The 18144-nt window shown below is 72.4% G+C and carries 16 protein-coding genes and 1 pseudogene; 11 read left to right on the top strand and 6 right to left on the bottom strand.

The features are described 5' to 3' along the window. Positions 1-109: 109 nt before the first annotated feature. Together L3i22_RS43980 and L3i22_RS43975 are read right to left on the bottom strand one after the other, a co-directional pair. Entirely contained in the window at positions 110-880 is a 771-nt protein-coding gene (locus tag L3i22_RS43980; RefSeq protein WP_255657612.1) for a VOC family protein, read from the bottom strand. 219 nt (positions 881-1099) lie between these two features. Further along, entirely contained in the window at positions 1100-3223 is a 2124-nt protein-coding gene (locus L3i22_RS43975; RefSeq protein ID WP_221323357.1) for an ATP-binding SpoIIE family protein phosphatase, read from the bottom strand. Positions 3224-3378: 155 nt separating this feature from the next. On the opposite strand from L3i22_RS43975, the gene L3i22_RS43970 reads away from it, so the two are divergent. Together L3i22_RS43970 and L3i22_RS54765 are read left to right on the top strand one after the other, a co-directional pair. Next, on the top strand, positions 3379-4317 hold the full coding sequence (locus tag L3i22_RS43970) for a cellulose binding domain-containing protein (protein WP_221323356.1): 939 nt from the start codon (positions 3379-3381) through the stop codon (positions 4315-4317). Positions 4318-4527: 210 nt separating this feature from the next. Continuing rightward, positions 4528-5385 (top strand): annotated as a pseudogene (locus tag L3i22_RS54765) (hypothetical protein); the annotation flags it as partial. A 1547-nt stretch (positions 5386-6932) separates the two neighbouring features. On the opposite strand, the gene L3i22_RS43960 reads toward L3i22_RS54765, so the two are convergent. Both L3i22_RS43960 and L3i22_RS43955 read right to left on the bottom strand, forming a co-directional pair. Beyond that, positions 6933-7289, bottom strand: coding sequence for a DUF6401 family natural product biosynthesis protein (locus L3i22_RS43960; RefSeq protein ID WP_221323355.1), 357 nt, complete (start codon positions 7287-7289; stop codon positions 6933-6935). A 493-nt stretch (positions 7290-7782) separates the two neighbouring features. Next, entirely contained in the window at positions 7783-8100 is a 318-nt protein-coding gene (locus L3i22_RS43955; RefSeq protein ID WP_255657611.1) for a hypothetical protein, read from the bottom strand. Between the two features lie 43 nt (positions 8101-8143). On the opposite strand from L3i22_RS43955, the gene L3i22_RS43950 reads away from it, so the two are divergent. After that, positions 8144-8818: a hypothetical protein gene (locus L3i22_RS43950; RefSeq protein ID WP_255657610.1), complete on the top strand. Its 675-nt coding sequence runs from the start codon at positions 8144-8146 to the stop codon at positions 8816-8818. A gap of 221 nt (positions 8819-9039) precedes the next feature. On the opposite strand, the gene L3i22_RS43945 is transcribed toward L3i22_RS43950, so the two are convergent. Beyond that, positions 9040-9504, bottom strand: coding sequence for an SRPBCC family protein (locus tag L3i22_RS43945; RefSeq protein WP_221323354.1), 465 nt, complete (start codon positions 9502-9504; stop codon positions 9040-9042). A 175-nt stretch (positions 9505-9679) separates the two neighbouring features. On the opposite strand from L3i22_RS43945, the gene L3i22_RS43940 reads away from it, so the two are divergent. Continuing rightward, positions 9680-11269, top strand: a complete 1590-nt coding sequence (locus L3i22_RS43940; protein WP_221323353.1) for an NAD(P)/FAD-dependent oxidoreductase — start codon at positions 9680-9682, stop codon at positions 11267-11269. Here the strand turns inward: L3i22_RS43940 and L3i22_RS43935 are convergent. Next, the gene (locus L3i22_RS43935; protein ID WP_221323352.1) at positions 11260-11697 is read right to left on the bottom strand and encodes an SRPBCC family protein; all 438 of its coding nucleotides are present in this window, start codon (positions 11695-11697) and stop codon (positions 11260-11262) included. The genes L3i22_RS43940 and L3i22_RS43935 overlap by 10 nt on opposite strands. Before the next feature lie 119 nt (positions 11698-11816). Here L3i22_RS43935 and L3i22_RS43930 point away from each other — a divergent pair, with 119 nt between their 5' ends. The 7 genes from L3i22_RS43930 to L3i22_RS43900 all read left to right on the top strand — a co-directional run bounded on the left by L3i22_RS43930 (position 11817) and on the right by L3i22_RS43900 (position 18087). Then, entirely contained in the window at positions 11817-13004 is a 1188-nt protein-coding gene (locus tag L3i22_RS43930; RefSeq protein WP_221323351.1) for a glycosyltransferase, read from the top strand. Positions 13005-13089: 85 nt separating this feature from the next. After that, on the top strand, positions 13090-14007 hold the full coding sequence (locus tag L3i22_RS43925) for an ABC transporter ATP-binding protein (protein ID WP_221323350.1): 918 nt from the start codon (positions 13090-13092) through the stop codon (positions 14005-14007). After that, complete coding sequence (locus L3i22_RS43920) at positions 14004-14744, top strand: ABC transporter permease (protein WP_221323349.1); 741 nt, start codon at positions 14004-14006, stop codon at positions 14742-14744. The genes L3i22_RS43925 and L3i22_RS43920 overlap by 4 nt, the downstream gene beginning before the upstream one ends. A 40-nt stretch (positions 14745-14784) precedes the next feature. Beyond that, on the top strand, positions 14785-16032 hold the full coding sequence (locus L3i22_RS43915) for a sensor histidine kinase (RefSeq protein WP_221323348.1): 1248 nt from the start codon (positions 14785-14787) through the stop codon (positions 16030-16032). Positions 16033-16078: 46 nt separating this feature from the next. Then, positions 16079-16711: a response regulator transcription factor gene (locus L3i22_RS43910; RefSeq protein ID WP_221323347.1), complete on the top strand. Its 633-nt coding sequence runs from the start codon at positions 16079-16081 to the stop codon at positions 16709-16711. Positions 16712-16823: 112 nt separating this feature from the next. After that, entirely contained in the window at positions 16824-17681 is an 858-nt protein-coding gene (locus tag L3i22_RS43905; RefSeq protein ID WP_221323346.1) for a helix-turn-helix domain-containing protein, read from the top strand. Then, positions 17674-18087, top strand: a complete 414-nt coding sequence (locus tag L3i22_RS43900) for a VOC family protein (protein ID WP_255657609.1) — start codon at positions 17674-17676, stop codon at positions 18085-18087. Before L3i22_RS43905 ends, L3i22_RS43900 begins: the two co-directional genes overlap by 8 nt. Positions 18088-18144 lie beyond the last annotated feature (57 nt).

The raw sequence follows: 18144 nt of genomic DNA, 5'->3' as shown, positions 1-18144 counted from the left end.
CGAGCAATCGGTGAAGAAGGACCACCCGCGGCCGGAACCTGACCGCACGCGAAAGGCCGGCCCCGAAGGGCCGGCCTTTTCGCAGATATCGGCCTTTGTGGCTACGGCCTCAGAAGGACCCGAACCGCTCGAAAGCCGGCAGCGATCCCAGCGACACCGTCAGCTCGACCGGGTGGTGCACCGGCGCGGCGACCGTGAAGCGGGCGCCGAACGGGTCGCGCAGCTCGGCGAATTCGGTCAGGCCGGCCTCGGCCGGCTCGGAGATCAGCGCACCGCCCATGCGCTCGCAGCGATCCGCGGTCTCGGTGATGTCCTCGACCTGGAACGCCGTCCGCCACCACGCGCCGCGGAAACCCGGGGTCAGCCCGGCCATCGCGTCGTGCGCCTGGTTGAGCCACTCGCCGACGCCGAAGTCGTGACGCAGCAGCCAGCCGAACGCGGAGCCGTAGAACAGCGCGGCCGCGTTCGGGTCGTCGGTGACCAGTTCCGGCCACGACATGGTGCCCGGCTCGCCGCCCGCCTGCGCCCCCGCGAAGTCGGCCGGCTCCCACAGACCCAGCACCGCCCCGGCCGGGTCGGTGATGATCGCGCGGCGCCCGCCGTGCGCCTCGGCCGGGTGGCTCAGGCAGCTGCCGCCGGCCAGCGCCACCTGCTCCAGGGTCTCGTCGAGGTCGGGCGTGCTGAGGTGGGTCAGCCACCCGTCGGGCCGGTCCGCCTGGCTGCGGGTGAGCCCCGCCACGGCCCGCCCGTTCAGCTTGAAACGATCACCGGCTGACTCCCAGCCGAACAACTCTCCGTAGAACTGAGCCGCTCGCGCAGGGTCCGCGCTCGCCAGCTCCACCCAGTTGGGTGTCAGTGGTGCATAGCCTCTGATCCGCATGTGCCGCTCCAGTATGGACGTCCCCAGTTGCTTGAGCACTCTACGGCACTGATAACGCTTCGTCACCACCGCACGGTTCATTGTCCGGTTTAGAGCAGAATTAAATTACTAAGAGTGAGTAGACAAGTGACTCACGTGATCCTCGGGCGACGATATGCGCAGATGTGAAAGATCGTTCATGTTGGGTGCGCTCCCGGCTCGCTTCGAGAAGGCGCATCGTCACTCTCTGTTGAGCAGCATTTCGAACCAGACAGTGGAGCCACGGACCGTGGGGTCGGTGCCCCACGAGTCGCTCAGCTCCTCGATCAGACCCAGGCCGCGGCCCCGGCTGGCGAGCGTCTCGGCCCGCGCCCGGATCACGCTGCCCCGGGTGCCGGTGTCGGCGACCGAGACCAGCAGGCGTTCCGCGTTCAGGTCGATGTGCACCTGCGCCGGGGTGCCGGCGTGCAGCAGCGCGTTCGTCGTCAGCTCGCTGGTGCACAGGATCGCCGCGCCGATCACCGGCTCGGGGACCAGCCACTCGCGCAGGCGGGCGCCCATCCACTGCCGGACCCGGCTCGGGCCGGTCGGCTCGGCCGCCACGTGCATGGTCGCGGAGCGGCTCATCGCGAACGCGTGCTCGACCGCGAGCACCGCCACGTCGTCGTCGGTGGTGCCGGCGACGGCCGAGGTGGCCAGCGAGCACATGTTCCGCGGATCGCCGCTGGCCGACGCGGCCGCGGCGGCGACCAGCGCGTCCAGCCCCGCGTTCAGCGGGTGACCGCGCCGCTCCACCACGCCGTCGCTGTACATCAGGATCGTGTCGCCCGGCTCCAGCACCAGCGAACCGGTCTGCCAGCGCCCGCCCAGCCCGAGCGGCGCGCCCGGCGGCACCTTCACCAGCTCGGCGCTGGCCGGACCGCCGTTCAGCCCGGCGCGGCGCAGCACCGGCGGCGGATGACCGGCGCTGGCCAGGGTGATCGACCCGTCCGTCGGGTCGAGCACGCCGTAGACCACGGTCACGAAGATCTCCTCGTTCCGCGACTCGGCGCCCAGCGAGCCGACCAGCCGGTCCAGCCCGGCGAGCACGCTCGGCGGGGCCGGATCGGTCAGCGCGAGCGCCCGCAGCGCCGCCCGGACCTGGCCCATCACCGCGGCGGCCCGCACGTCGTGCCCGGCCACGTCGCCGAGCACCATGGCCAGTCGCCCGTCGGAGAGCCGGAACGCGTCGTAGAAGTCGCCGCCGGCCGCGTTCCCGTCGACACCCACGTCGTAGCGCGCGGCGATGCGGAACGTGTCCAGTTCCGGCAGATGCTCCGGAAGCATGCTGCGCTGCAGCAACTGGGCGGTGCCGTGCTGCGCCTCGAACCGGCGGGCCCGCTCCGCGGCCTGCGCGACCAGCTCGGCGGCGGCGCGCAGCAGCGCCCGCTCGGCCGGCAGCCAGACGTGCGCCCGGCGGAAGCCCATGGTCAGGGCGCCCCGCACGGACGCGGTGCGCAGCGGCAGGGCGGCCAGCGAACGGACCCGTTTCTCGTGCCGGTCCTGCGCGACCGCGCGCAGCGGCTCGCCGTCGGCCACGAACGTCGCCCGGCCGGTCTCCGCCGCCGCGACCAGGGGCGCGCTGGGATCGGGGCCGACCCGCCGCCAGACCGGGGGCAGGCGTTCGTCCGCCTCGTCGAGCATCTCGCCGCGGATCCGGCGGACGAACCGGTAGGAGTTGCCGTCGTCGACCGCGAGCACACAATGATCAAGATCAAAAGACGCCATCGCGTACGTCAGGACGACGCGCGTGACATCGTCGATGGTCAGCGCCCCGGCCAGCCGCGCGGTCAGCTCACCGAGACTCTGCAGCCGGTGCACCACCTGGGTGGTCTCGGCGGCCACCGTCAGCACCCCGGCGATGTCGCCCCGCGAGTCGCGCACCACCGAGTGCCCGTGCGTGTAGAAGGCCGGGTCTGCCTCGCCCGGCCGCAGCGTGACCTGGCTCTCCGGCTCCAGCACCGGCCGGCCGGTGCGGAACACCCGGCTGATCACGTCGCTCATCCCGGGCTGGTCCCAGGCCTCGCCGAACGCCTGCGCGGCGGGCCGGCCCAGCGCGGCCGGGTGCCGGCCGCCCAGCACCTCGGCATAGGCATCGTTGTAGATCAGCACGAACTCGGGGCCGGCGAGCAGCATCATCGGGACCGGCGACTCCAGCAGGAGATCGACGGCGGCGCGCACCGCCCCGTCCCACCCATCGATCGGGCCCAGTGACGTGGCCGACCATGCGAAGGCGTGGACCAGGGCAACGCATCCCGTCGCGCCCGCGGACTGCACGGGCAGCGTGGAGACCGCTGGCGGGCGTGCACCTCCCGAGCCGACCATGCGGAAAGCCTATCCCGAGTGGGCCGTTTGTACGATGCCGCACTGGCCGACCGTCCGATTCTTGACGGTGTGCGAAGTACCGCCCCCACACTGCGTGACAGTGTGTAAGCATGCGCTGCTACCTGCGTATTTATTGATCATTTATAGTCGCGGCCGTGAGTGATCGGCCACAAGACGCAGAACCGCTTCCCGTCCGGGTTCCCGGCCCCGGCGCGGAAGCTCCCGTCGAGGACGTGCTCGCCCAGCGCCGCTACGCGGAACTGGACGGCTGGTCGAAATCGGCGGAGACCATCATGATGCCGCCGCTGCCCGCCGATCCGGTGCCGGCCGCCGAGTTCTATCCGGCGGTGCCCGAGCGCCGGTTGGTGGTGGCGGCCTCCGGGGTCGTTTCCGACTCGCCGTCATCCGCTTCCCCAGAGCATTCCGACCTTTCGGGTACGTCGGCACTCCGTCCGGTACGTCGCCGTGCCGCCCTGCTCGCCGGGGCCGGCCTCGCCGTGCTCCTGCTCGCCGGTGGCGCGTTCGCCCTGACCGGAAAGGATGACCGCGGGCCGGCCGCGACCACGCCGGCCGCGCTGTCCACGGCCGTGACCACCGCGCCGGACGAGCGCCCGGTGAAGAACGCCGACCCGACCACCGCCGCCACCACCGAGGTCCCGACGTCGCCGACGCCCAGCCCGTCGGCCAGGTCGTCGGCATCGGCCACCGCCGTTCCGCTGCTGACGGTCGGGCACGGGACCCGGCCGCACACCGCGACGCCGGGCGACGAGCACACCGGCGGCGACTCGCCCGCGCCGGCGCTGTCGGCGGTCTACCACTACGACGACGCCCGGAACGAAGGGTCGGTGCAGGTGGTGAACGGCGGGGACGGGGTGGCGGCGAAGTGGACCGTGACGCTCAGCGTGCCCGGCGGGGAGAAGGTCTCGCTGGTGTCGGGGGCGGTGGAGCTGTTCCAGTCCGGGGCGTCCGTGCGGTTCCGGCCGACCGGGGGAGCGGTGGCCGCCGGGGGATCGGTGAGCTTCGGGTTCTCGCTGGCCGGGGCGCCGACCTCGCCGCCGGGTGGGTGCGCGATCGACGGGGTGGCCTGTTCCTGACGTACGTCGGCCGGCTTTTGATCTTGGTTGTCGATCTTTGTTGTGGATCTCTGGTTCGTCGTCCCGGGTTCGTCGTCGGGATGTTTTGTCGGAGGCGGGTGGTACACCCGAGCCCTAAGGTTCGTGGGAAGCGGCGTGGCCTTCGCGGGAGACGACCTCCGCTCGGCGCGACGCGGCCTTCGTTGACGGGACGAGACCGGAGGATGGCGGATGACCGGTGACGGGTTGAGCCGTGGACTCAGCGACATGTGGCGGTCCCTGGTGCTCCAGGTGCCAGTGGCGCTGGCGTTCCTGGCCGTGCTGCTGATCGGCTGGCTGCTGGCCCGGCTGGTCCGGACGATCACGGCGAAAGCGTTGCGCCGCGTCGGGCTGGACCGGGCCGTCGAGCGGGGCCTCGCCGGCCGCCTGCTGCGGGGCACCGATCCGGTCGCGCTGCTGGCCCGGCTGGCGTACTGGGCGGTGCTGCTGATCGCCCTGCAACTGGCGTTCGGCCTCTGGGGGCCGAACCAGGTGAGCACCCTGCTCAACGCGCTCATCTCCTGGCTGCCCCAGGCGTTCATCGCGATCGTGATCGTGGTGGTCGCGGTGGCCGTGGCGGGCGCCGCCCACGATCTGATCCGGAACGCGCTCGGCGACCTCGGCTACGCCCGGGTGATCGCCAAGGTGGTCGCGGCGGTGATCGTGACGCTCGGCGTGATCGCCGGGCTGGACCAGGTCGGCATCGCCACCTCGGTCACCCGGCCCCTGCTGATCACGGTGCTGGTCACCGTCGCCGGGGTGATCATCGTGGGCGTCGGCGGCGGGCTGATCCGGCCCATGCAGCAGCGCTGGGACGGCTGGCTGGACCGCGCGGCCGTCGAGTCGGCGACGATCCGGGAACAGGCCCGGGCGTTCACCGAGGAACGGACCCGGCAGGCGGCCGCTCGCGCCGAGGCGGAACGCCTCGCGGAGGAGACCCGCCGGGCCGACGAGGAACGTCGCGCCGAAGAGGCGCGCCTGGCCGAGGAGGCGCGGAAGGCCGAAGCGGAACGCCAGGCCGCGGCTCGTCGCGCCGAGGAGGCCCGGCAAGCGGAGGAACGGCAGGCCGAGGAGCGCCGCAAGGCCGAGGAGGCGCGGAAGGCCGAGGAGGCTCGGCGGCTGGCGGAGGCGCGACGGGTCGACGAGCTGCGGCGTGCGGAAGAGGTGCGCCGGGCTGAGGAGGCTCGGCGGACGGACGAGGCACGCCGGGCTGAGGTGGAGCGGAGCGCCCGGGCCGAGCAGGAGCGCCGGGCTACGGCGGAGCGGTGGGCTGCTTCGAACCAGCATGGGGCTTCGGGGCGGCGCGCTTCGGAGCCGGAAGCGGACGAGACTCAGGTGATCGCCGCGCCGGAGGATGACTCGCTGCACTTCATTCCGGGGTTCGGGCGGGATGGCGCTGTTCCCGGGCGCGAAGCTGGTGTTCCCGGGGCCGGGCGGGATGGTGGTGCCTCGGGGCACGACGACGAGCCGACCGATCCGGGGATGCGGTCCGGGTCCGGGTCCGGGTCGGGTTCCGGGTCGGGTTCCGGGTCGGGGGAGACCACGGTGCTTACTCCCGGGGTGCGGCCTTCGGGTGGGGCTTCGGCTGAGGATGACCCGCCTGCGGACGAGTCGGTGATCATCCACGATGCGACTGAGTTGAGTGGGCCCGGGCGGGGTGGGCGGTCGCTGATTCGGGGTGGTTCCTCGGACTACGACACGACCGTGTTCGACGAGCCGGCTCCGGCTGATACGACCTCTGATGTGGCCTCGACTGCGAAGTCGGATGTGGCCTCGACTGCGGATGCGACCTCGACTGCGGATGTGGCTGAGGTCGAGGGTGACAGTGAGACCACGGTGCCCAACGAGCTTTCACGGGATAAATCCGGAGAATCGGGTGTTGGTGGGGCCGAAGCTCGGGGCGCGGGTGATGCGGCCGACGACGAGGAGAAGACGACGGTGATCACCCGTGAACCGGAGGAGGTGACGACGGTGATCACGCGTGGCTCGGAGGACGAGACCACGACCGTGATCCGGGCGCCCGAGTCCGAGGAAAGCCTGGTGATCGACGCTCAGGACGGCGATCGGACCCAGGTCGTGCGGCTCCCCACCGACGACTCCCGCGACGAGGACTCCGCAGGCGACGACTCCGCGGGCGAGAGCTCCGACGGGGAGGACACGGGCGGGCAGAACTCCCGCGGCGAGGGCTCCGCGAGCGGGGACTCCGCGGGGGAGGGCTCGCGCGGCGAGGGCTCCGCGGGTGGGGACTCCGTGGGCGAGGACGCCGGCGGGGAGGGCTCGCGCGACGAGGGTTCCGGTGGCGAGGGCGGCGGCGAGGGTTCCCGGGACGGTGGCTCTGGCTCGGAGCGGCCGGCGAGCAAGCCGTCCGACTCAGGTAAGTGATTCCGGTTCGCTGCTGACGGCCTGGCGGTAGATGCGCAGGGCCGGCGCCGCGGGTGCGGCGCCGGCCCTGTCGGCTGGCTGGGTGGTGCTGGGGGTGCCCCGGCGGGCGTGGTGCCCGGGGTGCCCCGGCGGGTGTGGTGCCCGGGGTGCCCCGGCGGGTGTGGTGCCCAGGGTGCCCCGGCCGGGCTGATGAACGGTCTGGTGGCGGTCCGGGGTCAGCGTGCGGCGGGGAGGGTGCGGGCCAGCATGCAGACGGCGAGCAGGCGGCGGAGTACCCAGTCGTTCTCGGACCAGTCGATCTCGCCGTCCGGGGCGGCCCAGCCGTGCTGGAAGGCGGCGTCCCGGACACCCTCGGCGTAGGCCGCCAGCAGGATCGGGGTGAGCGGGCGGGTGTCGGCGTTCAGGCTGTCCCGGACGCCGGCGGCGTGCTGGTCGACGACCGACATCAGGCCGGGGGACGACTGGGCGGCGGCCAGGCCGCTGACCCCGACGGACGCGGTGAGGTCGGCGAGCGAGGCGTGCGCGGAGCGGAGGGCGGCGCGGGCGGCGGAGTTGCTGAACAGACCATTCATGAGGGAAAAGTTAGAGACGCCAGGGTGACGAACGGTTCTCCGTACTGGTGCAGGACGGTTGAACCCGCCGGGCGTCGGCTCGCTTTCCGCTCGGCCGGGTGAATTGGGGTGTCCGGCAGCGGGAAGCGGGTAGGACAGCGAGCCCGAGGAGAAGGGGCGCGACGGCCGGGGCGCGGCGGCCCGAACAGCGCGGAGGCCGGCGGCCCACGCGGCGCGGCGAGCGGCTGGCGCAGGGCGGCGAGCGGCTGCCGCGACGCACGGCCCGCGCGACGACGCGGAGCACCGGGCGGGCGAGCGCGAGGCGCATCAAACGGGGCGCGCCAGGCAGGGCGAGCGGCGAGCCGGGTGAGGCAAGCGGTGGGCCGCGCAGGGTGCGGCCGGCGGGGACGAGCCGGAGCGGGCACGGCTGAGGGGCACCAGGCGGGGCCTGGTGAACCAGCGGCTCGGCCACCGGCTGCGGGCCGCGGTGGCCGAGCGTGAAACCGCCGGCAGATTACTCCGGGTAGTCGGCAGTTTGTGGGCGGCGACGCTGGGCGTCGTCGGCGATGATGACCGTCGCGACGACGAGAGCGACGACCACGGCGAAGAACCATGACGCGTCATCGATGAGCTTCGCGGCCAGCGGCGCCTGGAAAGCGGCCAGGAAGAACCCGACCCAGGCGAGGCGGCGCTGACGTTCAGACAGGAATCCGGCAGATCGCACCCGGAAATTCTGGCGCGATAAGTCCGGATCGCCGTCACCCGTTCGGCCGATTCTCCGTTGTCCGATCGTGCCCTCAGGATTGCGTCCGAGTCGCTCAACAGCTGCCATGATCGGCGTGTCTGCGCTGGTGGGAGCGGCTTTGGTGGGGTCGGTGCGGGATTCCGCTCCGGTGACCGTGCCGGTACCGGTGGTGACCGATCAGGTTCAGGCCGGTCCACTGCTGGACCGGACCGGCGCCTGGCTCACCGTGGGGGACGCGGCCAGCCGGGTCCGGGTCCGGACCGCGAGCCTGCCGGGCCTGCTCTACCGGGTGAGTGCCGGGCCGGACTCGGGGGTCGCCCCGGTCGTGACCCGGCGTGGGGGCCGGGTCGCCGTGCGCCTGCGGGCTACCGACGGTGACGGGCTGGACGAGGTGGTCATCGTGCTCAACCGGGACGTCCGCTGGGACATCCGGCTGCCGGCCGGGGCCGGGGAGCAGCAGGTGAACCTGCGCGGCGGCCGGGTGAGCCGGGTCGAGCTGGGCGCGTCCGGGCTGGCCGAGGTGTGGTTGCCGGCGCCGGACGGCACGGTTCCGGTGACCTTCGCGGGTGGGGTGGGCACCGCGGTGGTGACCGCGGGCACGACCGCGCCGTTCCGGATCCGCCTGGATCGCGGCGCGGGGGCGGTGGTCACACCGTGGGTGGTGAACAACGGGACGCCTGCGGGCGCGGTCCTCCAGGAGGGCGGCTGGCGCCGGGCCGCCGATCGGTACGAGGTCCGCGCGGCGGCCGGGATGGGCAGTGTGCTCCTGCGCCGGAACGGGCCGGCCCGGCCCCGAACGCGCTGATCATCGCGGTCCGGTCTGCTCGGTCATGACGTTCGCGTACCCGCTGCCCGCCCCACGAAACGACCGGACCCCACCCCAAAAACCGAAAAATCGGATTTGGGTACGGGCGCGGGGCTGACGCCGTACCGAAGCAGCAGTGACAAGGACCGCAGCGGAGCGCGAGAAAGAAGCGGACAGCGGAGCGGCCGCCCCGAAGGGCGGCCGTTCCGGAAAGACCGAGGTCAGGCGCCGGGCCGGTCGACCTGCCCGCGCCACCCGCCGGTGGTGATGCCGCCGCGGCTCTCGATGAACTCCTTGAACCGGTGCAGATCGCCCTTGACCCGGCGGTCGACGACGCCGAGCTTGTCGCCGGCGATCTCCACGAGGCCCTGCGGATCGAAGTCGATCTGGACGGTGACCCGGGTGTGCGTCTCGTCCAGGCGGTGGAAGGTGACGACGCCGGCCTGCTTCTCGCCCTCGGTGGCGGTCCAGGCGACGCGCTCGTCGGGCAGCTGCTCGGTGATCTTCGCGTCGAACTCGCGCTCGATCCCGGCGATCCTGGTCTTCCAATGGGTGTGGGTGTCGTCCAGCTGCTGGATCTCCTCGACGCCCTCCATGAAGCGCGGGAACTCCTCGAACTGCGTCCACTGGTCGTAGCAGGTGCGGACCGGGACGTTCACGTCAACGAACTCGGTGACCGTGCTCACGCGGTTCCTCCTTCACTCGTCCTGCCTTGCCGGCGTGCTCGAACGTCGCGGACGCGAGCCGCCGCATCACGTGGTCTCGGGGGCGGTCACCGTCCGCGCCGAGCGTCCGGCCCACCCGTTCCATGATTCACGGGTGCCCTCGCCGATCGGGGCTAAACGCCGCTAACGTGCGAACGTGGACACGGTTGACGCGGTGATCGTCGGGGCGGGGCACAACGGATTGGTGGCGGCGAATCTGCTCGCCGACGCGGGCTGGACGGTGCGCGTGCTGGAGGCCACCGGCGATCCGGGCGGGGCGGTGCGGTCCGGCGAGATCACCGCGTCGGGGTACCTGTCCGACCTGTTCAGCGCGTTCTACCCGCTCGGGTACGCCTCGCCGGTGATGCGGGACCTCGAACTCGGCGAGCACGGCCTCGGGTGGACGCACGCGCCGAACGTTTTCAGTCACCTGCTGCCCGACGGGCGGGCCGCGACGGTCCACCGCGACCTGCCGAGGACGATGGCGTCGGTGGAGGCGTTCGCGGCCGGGGACGGGGAGCGCTGGCGGCACGCGTACGACGACTGGGCCGCCCTGTCCGCCCGCATGCTGGACGTGATCACCCGGCCGTTCCCGCCGGTCCGGGCCGGCCTGGGGCTGGTCCGGCAGCTGGGCCCGGGCGACACGCTGCGGCTGGGGCGCCGGCTGGTGCTGTCCGCGCGGGAGCTCGGCTCCGAGCTGTTCCGCGGCGAGGGGGCCAGGGCGCTGCTGGCCGGGTGCGCGCTGCACACCGACCTGTCGCCGGAGGAGGCGGGCGGCGGGGTCTACGGCTGGCTGCTGACCATGCTCGGGCAGCAGGTGGGCTGGCCGGTGCCGGTCGGCGGGGCCGGTCAGCTGACGGCCGCGCTGGTGGCGCGGTTGCGGGCGCGGGGCGGGGCGATCGAGTACCGGGCGCCGGTGACCCGGGTGCTGGTGGCGCGGGGGCGGGCGATGGGGGTCCGGACCGCGGACGGGCGGGATTGGCGGGCTCGGCGGGCGGTGGTCGCCGACGTACCGGCGCCGTCGTTGTTCTTGAATCTCGTCGGTGAACGCTGGTTGCCGTCGCGGATGGTGGAGGACCTGGCGCACTTCCGGTGGGACGGCGCGACGGTGAAGGTGGACTGGGCGCTGCGCGGCCGGATCCCGTGGAAGAACGCGGAGGTCTCGGGATCCGGGACGGTGCATCTCGGCGCGGACCTGGACGGGCTGACGCGGTACTCCGGGGAACTCGCCACCGGGGCAGTGCCGGCGGACCCGTTCCTGCTCTTCGGGCAGATGACCACGGCTGATCGGTCCCGGTCACCGGAGGGGACGGAGAGCGCCTGGGCGTACACCCATCTCCCACACCGGGCGGACTGGCCGGCGGACGTGATCGCGGCGCACGTGGAGCGGATCGAGGCGGTCGTCGAGGCGCAGGCGCCCGGGTTCCGGGACCTGATCGTGGGGCGGCACGTGTTCGCGCCCGGGGACCTGGAGCAGGCGAACCCGTCGCTGGTCGGCGGCGCGCTCGGGGGTGGCACCTCGGCGGCGTTCCAGCAGCTGTTCTTCCGGCCGATCCCGGGCCTGGGCCGGCCGGACACGCCGGTGGACCGGTTGTACCTGGGCAGCTCGTCGGCGCATCCCGGGGGCGGGGTGCACGGGGCGCCGGGGGCGAACGCGGCGCGGGCGGCGCTGGCCCGTGATCGTGGGCTGGTCGGCGACGTCTACCGGGCGGCGATCGAGGGGTTGCAGAAGCAGATCTACGCGTGACCCTCGACGATGTCCGCGAGGCGGCGCAGGGCCTCGACGTTGCGCTGGTGCAGCGCCAGATCGTTGATCTTGTTGCGGACCCAGCGCAGCGGCCCGGCCTCGAAGTCCTCCCGCATCACCACCCGGGTGCCGCCGTCGAACTCCGGCTCCAGCACGATGTCCACCACCGCCTCGCCCAGCGGCCACAGGCCCGCCCTGATCTTGAGCTCCCGGCCGGGCACGCACGCCAGCACGGTCGACGAGTCGTGCAGCGAGAGCGGCCACGGCCCGGCCTTGTGATGCAGTTTCGACCCGGGCGCCGGCCAGCTCTCCTCGACGTCCCGGATGTGCGAGGTGCCGACCACCCAGTCGCTGTAGGTCCACCCGTCGGCGAGGACGGCGAAGACGCGGGCGGGTGAAGCCTGAACGGTGCGAGTCACGGTGGCCACGAGGTCGTTTTACCCTGCGTACCTGCCTCGTAACGGGTGTCCCGATGTTTACGCTGAAGGCCGACGGGCAACGAAGCCTGCCGTTGTCACCCGTTGTTTCGCCGCCCTGAGGAGAGCCCGTGCGGATTGCGATGATCTCCGAGCACGCCAGTCCGCTCGGCATGGGCGATCAGCACGCCCACGTCGCCGACCTGTCCAAGGCACTCGCCGAGGTGGGGCACGAGGTTCGGGTCTACACCCGCCGGACCAGCCCGGGACAGGCCGAGGTCGTCCCGGTCGCCGACGGCGTGCGCGTCATCCACCTGCTGGCCGGCCCGGCCCGGTCGCTGCCCGACGAGGAGCTCCTGCCGCACATGGCGGAGTTCGCCCGCCTGCTCGGCGAACACTGGCAGGGCTGGACGCCGGACGTGGTGCACGCCCACTTCTGGACCAGCGGCCTGGCCGCGGTCACCGCCGCCAAGCAGATCAACGTCCCGGTCGTGCAGTCGTTCCACGAGATCGGCGCGCTCGGGCCGGCCGTGAGCGGCCCCTCCCGGACCGGTTACGAACGTGCCCTCGGCCGCGCCGTGGACCGGGTCGTCGCACAGAGCCAGGACGAGGCGCTCGGCCTGGTCCGGATCGGTGTCCCCCGGGCCCAGCTGACCGTCGTCCCGGCCGGCGTGGACAGCGAGCGGTTCACCCCGGAGGGTCCGGTCGCCCCGCGTGACCTGGACCGTCCCCGGATCCTGTCGGTCGGCCGGCTGGTCGAGCACAAGGGCTACGGCGACGTCATCGAGGCGATGCGGTACGTGCCCGGCGCCGAGGTGGTCGTCGTCGGCGGCCCGCCGGCCGACCAGCTCCGGGCCGACCCGGGCGCCAAGTCGCTGCGCGCGCTCGCCGAGAAGTTCCAGGTCGCCGACCGGTTCCGGCTGATCGGCTCGGTCCCGCACCGGGACATGCCGAGCTGGTACCGCTCCGCCGACCTGCTCGTCGCCGCGCCCTGGCAGGAGCAGTTCGAGCGGTCCACGCTGGAGGCGATGGCCTGCGGCGTGCCGGTGATCGGCACCGCGGTGGGCGGCCTGACCGAGACCGTGGTCGACGGCCTGACCGGCGACCTGGTGCCGGCGCGCGATCCGCGGGCGCTCGGCAGCGCGGTGCGCCGGCTGATCAACGACAAGGTGCGGCGGTTCACGTACGCGACGGCCGCGCTCGACCGGGCCCGCCAGGCGTACTCCTGGAAGCGGGTCGCCGCGCAGGTCGGCTCGGTCTACTCGGTGGTGACCGGGCTGCGCCGGCCGGCCGAGGCGGAGCCGGAAGCGGTCGCGTAGTACACCTCCATCCACCGGTTGGTGGATGGAGGAGAGCGCTCGCTGGTCGATTCGGGCACCCGGGTCGATCCGTGACGCTGGATGTATGACAGTCATCGAGGTCAGCAACCTCAGCAAGCGGTACGGGGACACGGTCGCGGTGCGCGACGTGTCGCTCGCTGTCGAGGCCGGCGAGATCTTCGGGATCCTGGGCCCGAACGGAGCCGGCAAGACCACCACGGTCGAGTGCGTCGCCGGGCTCCGGACGCCGGACTCCGGCGAGATCACGGTGCTCGGGCGCGCTCCGCGCGACCCCTCGCTGCGGGCCGAGGTCGGCGTTCAGCTCCAGGAGTCCCAGCTTCAGGAGAAATTGACGGTACGGGAAGCACTCGACCTGTACAGCGCCTTCTACTCCGAGCCGGCCGACTGGCGGGTGCTCGCCGGGGAACTCGGTCTCGACGACAAGTTGCGTACGCCGTACGGAAAGCTCTCCGGTGGTCAGAAGCAGCGTCTCTCGATCGCTCTGGCCCTGATCGGCAACCCCCGGATCGCCATCCTGGACGAGCTCACCACCGGACTGGACCCGGCCGCCCGCCGCGACACCTGGGACCTGATCGAGTCGGTTCGCGACCGCGGCGTCACGGTCGTGCTGGTCACCCACTTCATGGAAGAGGCCGAGCGGCTCTGCGACCGGCTCGCCGTGATCGACAAGGGCGCGGTGGTCGCGCTGGACACGCCGGCCGGGCTGGTGTCGCGCGCCGCCGCCGAGCAGACCATCCGCTTCCGCCCCTCGAAGCCGCTGGACGACGCGCTGCTCACCGCGCTGCCCGAGGTGAACCGGGTGAAGCGCCGCGGTGACCTGGTCGAGGTGATCGGCACCGGCAACCTGCTGTACGCGGTCAGCTCGGTGCTCGCCGTCCAGCAGATCGTCGCCAACGACCTGCGCGTCGAGCAGGCCAGTCTCGACGACGCCTTCGTCCGCCTGACCGACCACACCGCCGATCCCGCTGGGGGCCAGTCGTGAACGTCTTCGCCAAACTCACCGCCACCGAACTCAAGCTGCACCTCCGCGAGCCGGTCGGGGCGTTCTTCGCCTTGCTGTTCCCGACGATCCTGGTCGTCATCCTGGGCAGCATCCCGGTGTTCCGCGAGCCGTCCCCGGAGCTCGGCGGGCTGCGCACGATCGACGTCTACGTCGGCATCGCGGTCGCGCTGACCCTGGCCATGGTCGGTCTCCAGGTGCTGCCGATGGTGCTGGCCACCTACCGCGAGCGGGGTGTGCTGCGCCGGATCGCGACCACCCCGGTCCGGCCGATCACCCTGCTCGGCGCGCAGATGACCGCGGCGGTGGTGATGGCGCTCTTCTCCTCCGCGCTCAGCATCGCGGTCGGGTACTTCGTCTTCGACGTGCCGCTCGCCGAGAACTTCGCCGGGTTCGTGCTGGCGTTCCTGCTCTGCGCGGCCGGCGTGTTCGCGATCGGGCTGCTGGTCGCCGCGCTGGTGCCGACCGGCAAGGCCGGCAACGCCGTCGGCACGCTGCTGTTCTTCCCGTCGATGTTCTTCGCCGGGCTGTGGACGCCGCGCGAGTTCATGCCGGGCTGGGTGCAGGCCGTCGGCGACTACACCCCGCTCGGGGCCGGCCAGCGGGCGCTGCAGGACGCGATGACCGGGGGCTGGCCGAACGGGCTCTCGTCGGTGGTCCTGCTCGGCTACCTGGTGGTCTTCGGATTCGGCGCCGCGCGCCTGTTCCGCTGGACCTGACAGACTGGCCGCGTCGATTTCTTCGGGGAGGCGAGCATCGATGGAGGAGAGCATCCGGGCCGAGTGGACCACTCGGAAACTGACCGGAGTCGCGTTCGCCCTGCTGCTCGCCGCCACCCTGATGGCCTGGCTCGCCCAGAACTCCGGGCTGAACCAGGAATCGGTGCGGAACACCATGATCGTGGTCGCGATCACCAGCCTCTGGATCCTGGCCTTCCGGCTCCTGCCGACCAGGTACTACCAGCGGTGGCCGTCGGAAGTGCTCTTCGCGCTCCTGATCCTGCTCAGCGTGGCGCTGGTCTGGTGCAGCCCGCTCTACGGCTTCTTCGTCTGGACCGGCTACCTCTTCACCGTCTACGCCCTGCCCGGCCGGTGGCGGGTGGTCGGCGCCGGGCTGGTCGCCGTGGTCACCGCGGGCTCCCAGTCCGGCGGGTGGGCGATCCTGCAGACCGGCGGCGGGCAGCTCCTCTTCGCCGTCCTGTTCCTGGTCAACGCGGGCATCTCGACCACCATGACCTGGCTCGAGATCGGCAAGATGCGGACCACCGAGAAACGGATCGAGATGATCGACGAGCTGGCCCAGGCGAACCAGAAGCTCGAAGCGGCTCTCAAGGAGAACGCCGGCCTGCACGCGCAGCTCCTCGTCCAGGCCCACGAGGCCGGCGTGCTCGACGAACGGCAGCGGATGGCCGGCGAGATCCACGACGTGCTCGCGCAGGGTCTGACCGGCATCGTCACCCAGCTCGAAGCCGCCGAGGCGCACCCCCGTGAGCACGAACGGCACCTGTCCGCGGCGAAGCGCCTGGCCCGCGAGAGCCTCGCCGAGGCGCGCCGGTCGGTGCAGGCGCTGCGCCCGCAGCAACTCGACAGCGCGGGCCTGCCGGCCGCGCTGGACGAGGTGGTGGAGACCTGGGCGGGCCTGCACGGGGTCAGAGCAGACCTCATTCTTACCGGTACGGCGCGGCGTCTGCTGCCCGAGATCGAGGCGACCTTGCTGCGTACGGCGCAGGAGGCGCTCGCCAACGTGGCCCGGCACGCCAACGCGGGACGGGTCGGACTGACCCTCTCCTACATGGAGGACATGGTGACCCTGGACGTGCGTGACGACGGCGACGGCTTCGAGCCGGACCGGCCCCGTGAGGTGACCGCGACCGGCGGCTTCGGTCTCAGCGCGATGCGCGAGCGGCTGGCCCGCATCGCCGGGACGCTGGCCGTCGAGTCCGAGCCGGGCGGCGGGACCGCGCTGTCGGCCTGCGTCCCGGCAATCGTGCTCGGCGGTGCCGCATGATCGGGCTGCCCGGGATGCCGCGTGATCGTTTTCCCGGCGGTGCCGCGTGATCGGGTTGCTGATCGTTGATGATCATCCGGTGGTGCGGGACGGGCTGCGCGGCATGTTCGCCGGGGACGACCGGTTCACCGTGCTCGGCGAGGCCGGGGACGGGCGGGAGGCCCTCGCGGTCGCCGCCGCGGTCCACCCGGACGTGATCCTGATGGACCTGCGGATGCCGGTGATGGACGGGGTGAGCACGATCCGGTCGCTCAAGGAGAGCGGATCGGCGGCCCGGGTGCTGGTCCTGACCACCTATGACACCGACGGCGACGTGCTCCCGGCGATCAAGGCCGGGGCCACCGGATACCTGCTGAAGGACGCGCCGCGGGAGGAGCTGTTCCGCGCGGTGGTCTCCGCGCACCGGGGCGAGTCGGTGCTGTCGCCGTCGGTGGCCGGCCGGTTGATGGGCCGGCTGCGGGCCCCGGCGACCGACAAGGAGCCGCTCAGCCAGCGGGAGCTCGAGGTGCTGACGCTGATCGCGCGCGGCTGCAGCAATCGGGAGACCGCGGGGAAGCTGTTCATCAGTGAGGCGACGGTGAAGACGCACCTGCTCCATGCGTACGCCAAATTGGGGGTCCGCGACCGCGCCGCAGCCGTCGCCGCGGCATTCGAGAGAGGCCTGCTGGGCCGCGAATAGCCTGGTTTTCAGCTGTCGGCACATCTGGGGACGCCTACCGCCCCTCGGCCTTGCCCCGGTCGTGCCGGGCGGGTTGACTCGTTCGCACGCGGGGTGGAAGGAGGCGGCCGGCATGGTGGTGGATGAGTACGAGCAGGCCCGTCCGGCCCCGGTGCTGCGCGGGCACGTGGCGTTCTACTCGGGTTATCGGCAGCGTGGGGTGCCGCCCGGCGTGCACCGAGGGTTGCCGTCGCCCTACCTGACGCTGATCTTCACGATGGACGAGCCGCTGACGATCACCGCGCATCCCGATCCGGGGCAGGCGCCGGGGGCCTATGCCGCGCTGCTCGGCGGCCTGCACCGGCAGCCGGCGATGATCACGCACGACGGGCGCCAGTCGGGGGTGCAGGTGGCGCTGCATCCGCTGGGGTGCCGGGCGCTCCTCGGCCTGCCCGCCGGTGCGCTGGCCGATCTCGACGTGGATCCGGCCGCCGTGCTGGGCGCGCGGTTCGTCGACGAGATCCGGGAGCGGTTGTGCGCGGCGCCGTCCTGGGCGGCCCGCTTCGCGGTCCTGGACGCGGCGCTGGCCCCACTCCTGTCGTCCGGGGCCGGGGCGTCGCGGGCGGCGGCGGGGGCGGAGCGGGTGGCCTACGTGTGGGAGAGCCTGCGCCACGGCAGCAGGTCGATCAACGGCCTGGCCGGCGAGGTCGGCTGGAGCGGGCGGCACCTCACCGACCGGTTCCGTGCCGAGCTGGGGCTCCGGCCGAAGGAGGCCGCCCGGATCGCCCGGTTCGACCGGGCCCGCCGGGCGTTGCGGCCCGGCGTCCGGCTCGCCGATCTCGCCGCCGACCATGGCTACGCCGACCAGTCCCACCTGGTGCGGGACTTCCAGGCGTTCGCCGGGTGTGCCCCGTCCCGGTGGCTGGCCGACGAGTTCGGTTTCGTCCAAGCGGCCGCGGCTGCCGGCGGCGACGATGATGCCTATGACTGATCAGAAGACACCACCAGCCCCGCAGGTGTGGCCGACGCTGCGGGCGAACGATGCTCGGGCGCTGATCCGCTTCCTGGTGGAGGCGTTCGGGTTCGAGGAGACGGCGGTCCACGGCGAGGGCGAGCGGGTCGATCATGCCCAGCTGGACTGGCCGGCGGGCGGCGGGATCATGCTCGGGTCGGCGCGCGGCCGGGCGGCGGACGATCCGTGGGCGCTGCAGCCGGGCACGTTCGGGGCTTATGTCGTTACCGACGAGCCGGACAAGCTGTTCGAGCGGGCGCGGGCCGGCGGGGCGGTGATCGTCAGGGAGCCGTTCGACACGGACTACGGCTCGCGGGACTTCACCGTTCGGGATCCGGAGGGCAACCTCTGGGCCTTCGGCACCTACCGCGGCGCCCCACGCTGATCGTCCGGCACCTCACCCGCACTTCGCCGGCTCACCTGCGCTTTGCCGGATTTCGCC

The organism is Actinoplanes sp. L3-i22, from assembly GCF_019704555.1.
Lineage (GTDB): Bacteria > Actinomycetota > Actinomycetes > Mycobacteriales > Micromonosporaceae > Actinoplanes.
The sequence above is the reverse complement of the archived record's forward strand: the minus strand, read 5'-3'. Positions and strand labels throughout refer to the sequence as shown.

Coding starts and splice junctions, on each gene's coding strand:
- L3i22_RS43900 (WP_255657609.1), top strand. CDS start 17,674: ATGACTGATCAGAAGACACCACCAGCCCCGCAGGTGTGGCCGACGCTG.
- L3i22_RS43905 (WP_221323346.1), top strand. CDS start 16,824: ATGGTGGTGGATGAGTACGAGCAGGCCCGTCCGGCCCCGGTGCTGCGC.
- L3i22_RS43960 (WP_221323355.1), bottom strand. CDS start 7,289: ATGAATGGTCTGTTCAGCAACTCCGCCGCCCGCGCCGCCCTCCGCTCC.
- L3i22_RS43925 (WP_221323350.1), top strand. CDS start 13,090: ATGACAGTCATCGAGGTCAGCAACCTCAGCAAGCGGTACGGGGACACG.
- L3i22_RS43980 (WP_255657612.1), bottom strand. CDS start 880: ATGCGGATCAGAGGCTATGCACCACTGACACCCAACTGGGTGGAGCTG.
- L3i22_RS43915 (WP_221323348.1), top strand. CDS start 14,785: ATGGAGGAGAGCATCCGGGCCGAGTGGACCACTCGGAAACTGACCGGA.
- L3i22_RS43955 (WP_255657611.1), bottom strand. CDS start 8,100: ATGGCAGCTGTTGAGCGACTCGGACGCAATCCTGAGGGCACGATCGGA.
- L3i22_RS43975 (WP_221323357.1), bottom strand. CDS start 3,223: ATGGTCGGCTCGGGAGGTGCACGCCCGCCAGCGGTCTCCACGCTGCCC.